Genomic DNA, 9,630 nt, shown 5'->3' with positions numbered 1-9,630 from the left:
CGCCGCGCAGGGGGTGGGCCATGGTCATGGTCGACAGCTCGACCGGGGTCACGGCGCGGACGCGCCGCCACATGCCGTCGTCGAGCCGCGCCTTGCCCATCACCTCGGCGGCCAGCGTGTCGGCGATCACGTAGCGGTCGCCGACCTGCGCCCAGCATTCCTCGGGCCGGCCGGTGACCTCGTAGAGGCCGTAGTCGATGTCGGGGTTGTAGGCGACCGCGCGGTTCGACGGGATGGTCCAGGGCGTGGTGGTCCAGATCACCACCTTGGCGCCCATCAGGTCGGCGGCGGCGAGGCTCTGGTCCGCGCCGGCCCAGTCGTCGTCCTCGCCGTCGGCGATGGGCGCGTCGCCGCCCGACACGACCGGGAAGGGCACCCAGATCGTGTGGCTCTTGTGGTCGTGGTACTCGACCTCGGCCTCGGCCAGCGCGGTCTTCTCGACCGGCGACCACATGACGGGTTTCGAGCCCTGGTAGACCACGCCGGACATCAGGAACTTCTGGAAGTCCTCGGCGATGATGCGCTCGGCCCGGAAGTCCATCGTGAGGTAAGGCCGGTCCCACGTGCCGGTGATGCCGATGCGCTTGAATTCCTCGCGCTGGATGTCGATCCAGTGCTCGGCGAAGCGGCGGCATTCCTGGCGGAAGTCGACGATGTCGACCTGGTCCTTGTCCTGGCCCTTCTCGCGGTACTGCTGCTCGATCTTCCATTCGATGGGCAGGCCGTGGCAGTCCCAGCCGGGGATGTAGCGGCTGTCATGGCCCATCATCTGGTGGCTGCGGACGATCATGTCCTTGATCGTCTTGTTCAGCGCGTGGCCGATATGGAGGTGGCCGTTCGCGTAGGGAGGGCCGTCGTGCAGGGTGAAGGGCGGGCGGGGCGTGCCCGCCGCCTCGGCCTCGGCGGCTTTCTCGCGCAGCTTCTGGTAGACGCCGATCTCGTCCCAGCGGGCCAGCCAGCCGGGCTCGCGCTTGGGCAGGCCGGCGCGCATCGGGAAGTCGGTCTTGGGCAGGTTCAGCGTGTCTTTGTAATCGGGCGTCTCGGCGGGCATCGCGGGGATCCTCGGGGGCTTTGAATTGGGCAGAAGGGGCGGCGCGGGCAGTCCATGCGCCTTATCCCGGCGGCTCTGGGATCAGAGCGCCGGGCCGGTAATTCGAAGAATGATCGAAGCCCGTGTCATGCTGCGGGGGTTATAGGCCCGGCGGCGGCACGGGTCCATAGGGGGGCTGCGCCTGAGTGTCCCACGATGGGACAGGCAGGCGGCCTAGAAAAATCAATGGCTTGCAGAGACGAATTAACCTTGCGTTAGCACATGGCCCCGCAACGCGCCCCGGATCAGGCGTTGAAAAGCGTCCCCACGGCGTAGGCGATGCCCGCCGCGAGGCCGCCGATCGCCAGCGTTTCCAGCCCCGAGCGCCACCACGCGGTCAGCGACCAGCGCGCCTTGATCGCGCCGATGCCGAAGAACGTGGCCAGCGTCAGCCAGACCGACAGGGTGAACGCGTCCGCGATGCCGGCGAGGAACGGCAGCAGCGGCACCATGCCCGCGACGAGGAAGGCCGCGAAGGTCACGAGGGCCGCGTGCGTCGGGTGCGGGTCGGTGCTGCCGAGGCCGTATTCGCCCTCGATCATCGTGTCGATCCAGATCTCCTGGTTGGCGGCGATCTGGTCGACGGCTGAATCCAGCGTCTCGCCGGAGAGGCCCTTGGCCTTGAGGATGGCGCGCAGCTCGCGCCGCTCGCCCTCGGGGTGGCGGGCGATGTGGCGGGCCTCGAACCGGCGCAGGCGGCGGACCTGGTCAAGCTCGGCCTTGGTGCCGCTGTAATTGCCCGCGGCCATGGAGAATCCGTCGGCCAGCACGTTGGCGAGGCCGAGCGCCACGATCACGAAGGGCGACAGCCCCGCGCCGGCGACGCCCGCGACGATGGCAAAGGTGGTCACCGCGCCGTCGATGGCGCCGTAGACCGCGTCGCGCAGGTAGCCGCGGCCGGGCGGGTCGGCGAGGCGGCGGTCGATCTCGTCCTGGCTGTGGCCGTGTTCGGACAGGCGCATGGGAACCCTCCCTGGCAGGTGGGCCCCGGCGCCGCGTCAGCGCGAGCCGCCGAGGCCGGTCAGCGCACGTCGGACGATGCCGCGCACCGACGGCGCGGGCAAGGCGTGGAACGGCAGCGGGCGGCAGACCTCGATCGCGGCGACGCCGACGCGCGCGGTGAGCGCGCCGTTTACCAGCCCCTCGCCGAAGCGGCGCGACACGCGGGCGAGGACCGAGCCGCCGAGCACAGGCTCGAGCAAATCGTCGCCCACGGCGACGGCGCCGGTGGCCACGAGATGCGACATCACCGCCCGAGTCAGCCGCCATGCCCCCAGCGTGCCCGAGCGGCCGCCGTAGATCTCGGCGATGCGGCGGATCATGCGCAGGTTGGCCGACAGCGCCGCGGCCACGTCGGCGAAGGCGAGCGGCACCAGTGCTGTGACGGCTGCGACCTGGCGCGCGGCGGCCTCGACCTCGGCCCGTGCGGCGGCGTCGAGCGGGGTGAGCAATTCGCGTTCGGCGAGGTCCAGCACGGCGGTGGCGTCGAACAGCTCGGTCTCGCGCTCGGCCAGGCGCTGGCGGCCCCAGCGGGTGTCGTCGCGATGGGCGTAGAGCCGCGCGAGATCGCGCGAGACGCGGCGCGCGTCGTCGGGCCTGTCGCTGCCGCGCGCGGTCAGGGCCGCGTGGTGCAGCGCGTCGACCTTGCCCAGCCGGGCGATGGCGGCGATTTCCTTGATGGCGAGCGCGAGGCACACGGCGGCGAAGGCGCCGATCAGCGCGGTCACCGCCCAGCCCAGCAGCGGCGTGCGCTCGATCAGGCCGGTGGCGAATTCCCACGCGGCGACCGACACGATGGTGGCGACCAGCGCGCCCGCGAGCCGCCAGAACCAGCGCGCCAGCCGCGACGGGCGGCGCGCGGCGAGTGCGGCGGCGGTGGTCATCGCGGTGCCCCGCGGCGCGGGGTCCTCGTCGGCGATAGGCGGCGCCTCGGCGGGCGAGGGCGCGTCGCTGTCGAGGTCGATCAGCACCGGGCCGGCGCGGCGTGCCTTCGCGGTGTCGCGTGTGTCGTCGCTCATGGTGCGGGCCTTTCCCACAGGTAGCGGATGTCGGGCAGGCCTTCGTCGTTGTCGCCCTGCGTGCCGCCCGCGGGGCGAAAGCCCGCGCGTTCGTAGAAGCGTTGTGCGCCGTCGTTTGCGGCGAAGGTCCACAGGCCCAGCCGGTCGGCGCGCGCCTGCGCGTCGTCCAGCAGGCGCGCGCCGACGCCGCGGCCGCGCGACGGTCCGGTGATGTAGAGCGCGTGGATCTCGGCCCCGTCGCGGGCGATGAAGCCGACCACGTGCCCTGCGTCGGCGACGGTGACCCAGCCGCGTTCGATCAGCATGGCGGCGTGGGCGAGGTCCTGCGCGCGGGTGTGCACGCGCGGCATCCAGTCGGTGGTGTCGATGAACTCGGACAGGATGGCGCCGACGGCGCCGGCGTCGGTCGACAGCGCCGGGCGCAGCAGGGCGCTCATAGCCGGTCTCCGAACAGGAACTGCGCGGCGCGGTCGAGGCGGATATGCGGCGGGCCCTCGCCGGGCTTGAGCGTCAGGCGGGCCGGGGCGAAGCGCATGATGGCGTAATCCTCGTCCAGCCAGGCATCGGCACCCTCGCGCGCGGGGCCGAGCAGGCGGGCGGGGTCGTCGGGCAGCGCGCCGGGGTAGAAGGCGGCCTGCTTGCCGCGCGTGTTGTCCGCGTCCAGCAGCGTGCCCTGTACGACGTCGAGGACGTCGCCCTTGTGGGGCAGCGTCGCCTCGGTCGTGGCGCGCAGGGACGCGATGGCCATCGACTGAGTCTCGGCCCCGGAAAAGCGCGCGCGGTCGCGGGCGTCGCGGGTCAGCGCCTCCATGATCGCGCTGAGGCGGGCGTGCTGCGAGTGGTGCAGGTGGTCGGCCTTTGTGGCGGCGAAGAGGATCCGCTCGACCCGCTTGCCGCGGAAGATCTGGCTGAGGAAGGCGTTGGCGCCGGGGCGGAAGGCGGTGAGGATGTCGGCCATCGTGGCGCGCAGGTCCTCGAGCGCCTGGGGGCCGGCGTGGATCGCGCCGAGCGCGTCGACCAGCACCACCTGCCGGTCGATGCGGGCGAAGTGGTCGCGGAAGAACGGCTTGACGATGCGGCGCTTGTAGGCCTCGAAGCGGCGCTCCATCTCGCGCCAGAGCGACTTGCGCGGGGCGTCCGCGTCGGGCGGCAGCGGGGCGAAGGTCAGCGCGGGGCTGCCCTCCATCTCGCCCGGGAGCAGGAAGCGGCCGGGCGAGCAGTCGGAAAAGCCGGCGCGGCGCGCCTCGTGCAGGGCGGCGGTGTAGTGCTGCGCCAGGATGCGCGCGCGGGATTCGTCGAAGGGCGCGTGCGCGTTCTCGGCCCGCAGGGCCTCGGCCACCGTCGCGCCGCCTGGACGGTGGGGCAGGCGGGCCAGCATGCGCTCGGACCACTGGGCGTAGGTCTTGTCCATCAGCCCGAGGTCGAGCAGCCATTCGCCGGGATAGTCGACGATGTCGAGATGCACCGTGCGGGGCCCCTGAAGGCCGGCGAGCAGCCCGGCGGGGCGCAGGCGCAGCGACAGGCGCAGCTGGCTGACCGCGCGCGTGCCGTCGGGCCAGCGCGGGCTGTCGGCGGTCAACTGGGAGAGGTGCGTCTCGTAGTCGAAGCGGGGGATCGTGTCGTCGGGCTGCGGCTGCAGGTAGGCCGACAGGATGCGCCCCTCGGCCTGCGCGACGAGCTGCGGCATCCGCCCGCGGTCCAGAAGATTGGCCACCAGCGCGGTGATGAACACGGTCTTGCCCGCGCCCGACAGGCCCGTGACGCCAAGGCGCACCGTGGGCTCGGCGAAGGCGCCCGAGACGGTGCCGGTCACGGACTCGACCCCGCGGGTGAGCGTGTCGGCGATGGTTCCGATGACCAATGGCGTCTCCCGTGGCAGGTTTGGGGCAACATAGGCGTGGCGGCGCGCGGGTGCCAGAGCGGGCATTTCGGGGGCGGCCATTGCGGGGGCGCAAGAGGAGCGGTAAAGCCGCGCCATGCCCCGCTACGCGCTTCTGGTTGAATATGACGGTCGGCCGTTCAGCGGCTGGCAGCGCCAGGCCGACCGCCCGTCGGTGCAGGGCGCGATCGAGGACGCGCTGGCGCGGCTGGAGAAGCGCGACCACACCATCGCCGCCGCCGGGCGCACGGATGCGGGCGTGCATGCGCGCGGGCAGGTGGCGCATTGCGACATGGACAGGGACTTGGACCCGTTCCGGCTGTCCGAGGCGCTGAACTACCACCTCAAGCCCGCGCCGGTCGCGATCCGGGCCGCGGCGCGCGTGGCCGACGACTGGCACGCGCGGTTCTCGGCCAACGAGCGGCGCTACCTGTTCCGGCTGCTGATGCGGCGCGCGCCGGCGACGCTGGAGGCGGGGCAGGTCTGGCGGGTGAACCACCGGCTGGACGTGGACGCGATGCGCGAGGGCGCCGCGCACCTGCTGGGGACGCACGACTTCACCACGTTCCGGTCCACGATGTGCCAGGCGAAATCGCCGGTGAAGACGATGGACGAGATAACCGTGACCGAGACCCACGGCCCGGCCGGGCCCGAGGTGCAGTTCTTCCTGCGCGCGCGGTCGTTCCTGCACAACCAGGTGCGGTCGATCGTGGGCACGCTCGAACGCGTGGGCGCGGGCGCCTGGGCGCCGGGCGACGTGGCTGCGGCGCTGGCGGCGCGGGATCGCGCGGCCTGCGGGCCGGTCTGTCCGCCGGGTGGGCTGGCGCTGGTCGGCGTGGGATACGACGACGATCCGTTCCCCGAGGTTTGAGCGCGCGGACGTGCCGGGTTGACCGGGCCGGCGCGCGCGGCCAAACCCGCCCCTGACGCGCGCCATTCAGCCACGAGGATTCCCATGCCCTTCACGCTTGCCACCTGGAACATCAACTCGGTCCGCCTGCGCGCGGGGCTGGTGGAGCGGCTGCTGCGCGAGGAGGCGCCGGACGTGCTGTGCCTGCAGGAATGCAAGAGCCCGGTGGACAAGATCCCCGTCGAGGCCTTCGAGGCACTGGGCTACGTGCACCGGGTGGCGCGCGGGCAGAAGGGCTATAACGGCGTGGCGATCCTGTCGAAGATCCCGCTGCGCGAGACCGGCAGCTTCGACTTTGCGGGCCTGGGCCACGCGCGCCACGTCGCGGCCGAGCTGGAGAACGGCGTGACGGTGCACAATTTCTACGTGCCCGCGGGCGGCGACAAGCCCGACCGCACGATCAACGAGAAGTTCGGCCAGAAGCTCGACTACGTTTCGGAGATGCGCGACCATTTCCGCGACAGCCGGCCCGAGAAGGCGATCCTGGTGGGCGATCTCAACATCGCGCCGCGCGAGGACGACGTGTGGTCGCACAAGCAGCTGCTGCGCGTGGTCAGCCACACGCCGATCGAGGTCGACCACTTGAACGCCGCGCAGGAGGCGGGGTCTTGGGTGGACGTGACGCGCGCCGACATCCCCGAGGGGCCGCTTTATTCGTGGTGGTCCTACCGCTCGCCCGACTGGGACGCGGCCGACAAGGGCCGCCGGCTGGACCATGTCTGGGCCAGCCCGGACATCGCGGGCGCCGCGCATTCCAGCCGCATCCTGCGGTCGGTGCGCGGCTGGGACCAGCCGTCGGACCACGCGCCGGTCTTCGCGACGTTCGACCTGTAGGGCGACCGCCCGCTGCCCCGCGGGCGTGTTCGCGCAACGATCGAGCGGGCAGGCGGGCCTTGCATCGCAGGCCCCGCTGCGCCATCTAACAGCGGAATTTACCGCGGCGGGGCGGGCCCCCGCATGAACCGAAAGGGCGGAGGACGACATGCTGGAACTGGGCGGCGGCAAGACGCAGGCCGATGCGGGCGATCTGATCCGGGACATCACCGAGGCGGAGTTCATGAGCGCGGTGGTCGATGCCTCGAACGAGGTGCCGGTGATCGTCGACTTCTGGGCGCCCTGGTGCGGCCCGTGCAAGACGCTGGGCCCCGCGCTCGAGCAGGCGGTGCGCGACGCCAAGGGCGCGGTGAAGATGGTCAAGGTCAATGTCGACCAGGCCCAGATGATCGCGAGCCAGCTGCGCATCCAGTCGATCCCCACGGTCTACGCCTTCTGGCAGGGCCAACCGGTCGACGGCTTCCAAGGCGCGGTGCCCGCGTCCGAGCTGAAGGCGTTCATCGACCGCGTGGTGCAGGCCGCGGGCGGTGCGGCCGGTGACGACGGCGGTCTGGACGAGGCGCTGACCACCGCCGAGGAGATGCTGGATCAGGGCGCCGCGGCCGATGCCGCGCAGGTCTTCGCCGCGATCGTGGGCGAGGACGAGCACAACGCCCGCGCCTATGCCGGGCTGGTGCGCGCGCACCTGGCGATGGACGACATGGAGCAGGCCGAGGCGATCCTGAACGGCGCGCCCGCCGAGATCGCCAAGGCGCCCGAGCTCGAGGCCGTGCACGCGCAGATCGAGCTGGCCAAGCAGGCCGCGGGCGTGGGCCCGGTGGCCGAGCTGACCGCCAAGGTCGAGGCCGATCCCGACGACCATCAGGCGCGCTACGACCTGGCGCAGGCGCTCTACGCCAAGGGGGATGCGCAGGAGGCCGTCGATCACCTGCTCGAGCTGTTCCGCCGCGACCGCGAGTGGAACGACGGCGCCGCGAAGGCGCAGCTGACGACGATCTTCGAGGCGCTCAAGCCCAACGACCCGGTGGCCCTGAAAGGCCGCCGCCGTCTGAGCTCGATGATATTTGCCTGAATCCCCGCACGGGCTAGCTGCCTTCCCATGAAGCGCATGACCGATCTGCCGGGTACCATCCCGATCTTTCCGCTGCCGGGTGCGTTGCTTCTGCCGCGCGCCCGGCTTCCCCTGCACATCTTCGAGCCGCGCTACCTGGCGATGCTGGACGATTGCATGAAGACCGACACGCGGCTGATCGGCATGGTGCAACCGGTCGCCGTGCCCGGCCGCTCGGAAAAGGGCCTGCAGCGTATCGGGTGCGCCGGTCGGCTGACGCAGTTCTCGGAAACCGAGGACGGCCGCTACATGATCACCCTCTCGGGGATGTCGCGATTCCGCGTCGTCAACGAGATCGACGGCTTCACGCCCTATCGTCGCTGCGCCGTGGCCTGGGACGGGTTTGAGCGCGACCTCGACCCGGTCGAGCACGACACGTCCTTCGACCGCGACCGCTTCCTCAGCCGGCTCGACCGCTACTTCAAGGCGCGCGACCTGTCTGCCGACTGGGAGACGCTGCGCGACGCCGACGACGAATTGCTGATCAACTCGCTGTCGATGCTTCTGGATTTCAGCCCCGAGGACAAGCAGGCCCTGCTCGAGGCGCCGTCGCTGTCGACCCGGCGCGAGACGCTGGTGACGCTGATGGAATACGCCATGCGCGGCGGCGAGGGAGACCGGATGCAATGAGTGCCACGTTCGACCGCAGGATGCTCGAGGCGCTGATCTGCCCGGTGACGCACGAAGGTCTGCGCTACGACGCCGAGCGGCAGGAGCTGATCAGCCAGCGCGCCGGCGTGGCCTTCCCGATCCGCGACGGCATTCCCGTCATGCTGGTCGACGAGGCGCGTACCCTCGACGATTGATCACGGCGCGGCGGGCGCGTCCTGCTCTCGCTCGGCCAGCCGGCTGAGCGTCTCGACAAGGTCGTCGGGCACGTCGATGCCCTTCGCGTCGGGTTCTTCCGCCACATCCTCGGTCACGGTCGCCCGCAACTGCGCCGGGCCCTTTTCGGTCCCCGACCGGATGGTCACGTCGCGTAGCGTGACGGGCAGCAGTTCGGCATAGTCCGGCGCCAGCGCGCGGTCCGCCGGCAGCACCGAAAGCGCCACGCTTGGCCCGGAGATCTGCGCGGCGCGCATCAGATCGTGCATGAGCAGCGGCAGGCGCAGGATCGGGCTGTCGGCCGGATCCCGCAGCGCCTCGGCGATCGCGCCCGAGTCTCCGCCCCGGGCCATGTGCACGGCGGCGGCCCGTCCGAAGGTCTGCGCACGGTCGTCGGGAAAGCCCGCGGCTGTGGCGGCCCGCGCGGCAAGTCCGGCGAAGGCGTCGAAGGACCACGTCATCGGCAGTCCCCGCGGGGCGCAGCGGCCGGTATGGCGAAAAAGCGTTCCATGATGGATCAACACGCTTCCGGCGGTGCTGTTCCCCTGCGCGCGCCACGCGGACGCGGGCGACGCGCGAAAATTGGGCGCGCAGCGCGTTGGACATGCGTCGGAGAGGGGACGCAGCCGCGATCAACCTTGACGGGTCACCGCCGCAGGGTAGTGTCAAAGCCGCGTCACACTCACAAGATATGGGGGGTGTGACCGGGGCAGGGGACTGCTTCGGAAAAAATCGCCCGGGGGCGGTTTTTTGTGCTTGCGACTCGGCCGACCCATCCGTAGATAACCCCTCACCGGCGGCGCTGAGGCATCGCCGGGCGGGCAGCGGCCCACGGGTCGCAGTTCACTCCAGTCGGCATGAAGGCGGGTTGCGTCGCTACTTTGACGCAGTTCGTATGTTTGTGTCGGCACGTTTTTTGACATTGTCGGTATCTGAAGAGATATGCGGGCGGTTTGGTTCATT

Annotated in this window: 11 protein-coding genes; 5 read left to right on the top strand and 6 right to left on the bottom strand. The window is 71.0% G+C overall.

Annotated features, from left to right (window positions below; translation table 11 throughout):
* From ACFDTC_RS08910 to ACFDTC_RS08890, 5 genes are all read right to left on the bottom strand, one after another.
* On the bottom strand, positions 1-1,051 hold a 1,051-nt coding region (locus ACFDTC_RS08910), incomplete at its 3' end, for a class I tRNA ligase family protein (RefSeq protein WP_375258552.1).
* Between the two features lie 284 nt (positions 1,052-1,335).
* Positions 1,336-2,046: a VIT1/CCC1 transporter family protein gene (locus ACFDTC_RS08905; protein WP_375258551.1), complete on the bottom strand. Its 711-nt coding sequence runs from the start codon at positions 2,044-2,046 to the stop codon at positions 1,336-1,338.
* Positions 2,047-2,088: 42 nt separating this feature from the next.
* Positions 2,089-3,108 (bottom strand): YcjF family protein, encoded by a 1,020-nt coding sequence (locus ACFDTC_RS08900; protein WP_375258524.1) that lies wholly within the window; start codon positions 3,106-3,108, stop codon positions 2,089-2,091.
* Positions 3,105-3,545, bottom strand: coding sequence for a GNAT family N-acetyltransferase (locus ACFDTC_RS08895; RefSeq protein ID WP_375258523.1), 441 nt, complete (start codon positions 3,543-3,545; stop codon positions 3,105-3,107). The genes ACFDTC_RS08900 and ACFDTC_RS08895 overlap by 4 nt, the downstream gene beginning before the upstream one ends.
* Positions 3,542-4,969, bottom strand: coding sequence for a YcjX family protein (locus ACFDTC_RS08890; protein WP_375258522.1), 1,428 nt, complete (start codon positions 4,967-4,969; stop codon positions 3,542-3,544). Before ACFDTC_RS08890 ends, ACFDTC_RS08895 begins: the two co-directional genes overlap by 4 nt.
* Positions 4,970-5,084: 115 nt before the next feature.
* Here ACFDTC_RS08890 and truA point away from each other — a divergent pair, with 115 nt between their 5' ends.
* The 5 genes from truA (at position 5,085) to ACFDTC_RS08865 (ending at position 8,648) form a co-directional block, all read left to right on the top strand.
* Complete coding sequence (truA, locus tag ACFDTC_RS08885; RefSeq protein WP_375258521.1) at positions 5,085-5,858, top strand: tRNA pseudouridine(38-40) synthase TruA; 774 nt, start codon at positions 5,085-5,087, stop codon at positions 5,856-5,858.
* 84 nt (positions 5,859-5,942) lie between these two features.
* Complete coding sequence (locus ACFDTC_RS08880; RefSeq protein WP_375258520.1) at positions 5,943-6,731, top strand: exodeoxyribonuclease III; 789 nt, start codon at positions 5,943-5,945, stop codon at positions 6,729-6,731.
* Between the two features lie 148 nt (positions 6,732-6,879).
* Positions 6,880-7,803 (top strand): thioredoxin, encoded by a 924-nt coding sequence (trxA, locus tag ACFDTC_RS08875; RefSeq protein ID WP_375258519.1) that lies wholly within the window; start codon positions 6,880-6,882, stop codon positions 7,801-7,803.
* 27 nt (positions 7,804-7,830) lie between these two features.
* On the top strand, positions 7,831-8,472 hold the full coding sequence (locus ACFDTC_RS08870) for an LON peptidase substrate-binding domain-containing protein (protein ID WP_375258518.1): 642 nt from the start codon (positions 7,831-7,833) through the stop codon (positions 8,470-8,472).
* Positions 8,469-8,648 (top strand): Trm112 family protein, encoded by a 180-nt coding sequence (locus tag ACFDTC_RS08865; RefSeq protein WP_375258517.1) that lies wholly within the window; start codon positions 8,469-8,471, stop codon positions 8,646-8,648. The genes ACFDTC_RS08870 and ACFDTC_RS08865 overlap by 4 nt, the downstream gene beginning before the upstream one ends.
* On the opposite strand, the gene ACFDTC_RS08860 is transcribed toward ACFDTC_RS08865, so the two are convergent.
* On the bottom strand, positions 8,649-9,128 hold the full coding sequence (locus ACFDTC_RS08860) for a hypothetical protein (RefSeq protein ID WP_375258516.1): 480 nt from the start codon (positions 9,126-9,128) through the stop codon (positions 8,649-8,651).
* Positions 9,129-9,630 lie beyond the last annotated feature (502 nt).

Source organism: Citreimonas sp. (genome assembly GCF_042096055.1).
Taxonomy (GTDB): domain Bacteria; phylum Pseudomonadota; class Alphaproteobacteria; order Rhodobacterales; family Rhodobacteraceae; genus Citreimonas.
This window is presented reverse-complemented; position numbering and strand designations above follow the sequence as displayed.

Excerpts from the sequence above, each read along its gene's own strand:
- trxA (WP_375258519.1), top strand. The coding sequence starts at position 6,880 with ATGCTGGAACTGGGCGGCGGCAAGACGCAGGCCGATGCGGGCGATCTG.
- ACFDTC_RS08900 (WP_375258524.1), bottom strand. The coding sequence starts at position 3,108 with ATGAGCGACGACACACGCGACACCGCGAAGGCACGCCGCGCCGGCCCG.
- ACFDTC_RS08895 (WP_375258523.1), bottom strand. The coding sequence starts at position 3,545 with ATGAGCGCCCTGCTGCGCCCGGCGCTGTCGACCGACGCCGGCGCCGTC.
- truA (WP_375258521.1), top strand. The coding sequence starts at position 5,085 with ATGCCCCGCTACGCGCTTCTGGTTGAATATGACGGTCGGCCGTTCAGC.
- ACFDTC_RS08870 (WP_375258518.1), top strand. The coding sequence starts at position 7,831 with ATGAAGCGCATGACCGATCTGCCGGGTACCATCCCGATCTTTCCGCTG.
- ACFDTC_RS08865 (WP_375258517.1), top strand. The coding sequence starts at position 8,469 with ATGAGTGCCACGTTCGACCGCAGGATGCTCGAGGCGCTGATCTGCCCG.
- ACFDTC_RS08860 (WP_375258516.1), bottom strand. The coding sequence starts at position 9,128 with ATGACGTGGTCCTTCGACGCCTTCGCCGGACTTGCCGCGCGGGCCGCC.
- ACFDTC_RS08880 (WP_375258520.1), top strand. The coding sequence starts at position 5,943 with ATGCCCTTCACGCTTGCCACCTGGAACATCAACTCGGTCCGCCTGCGC.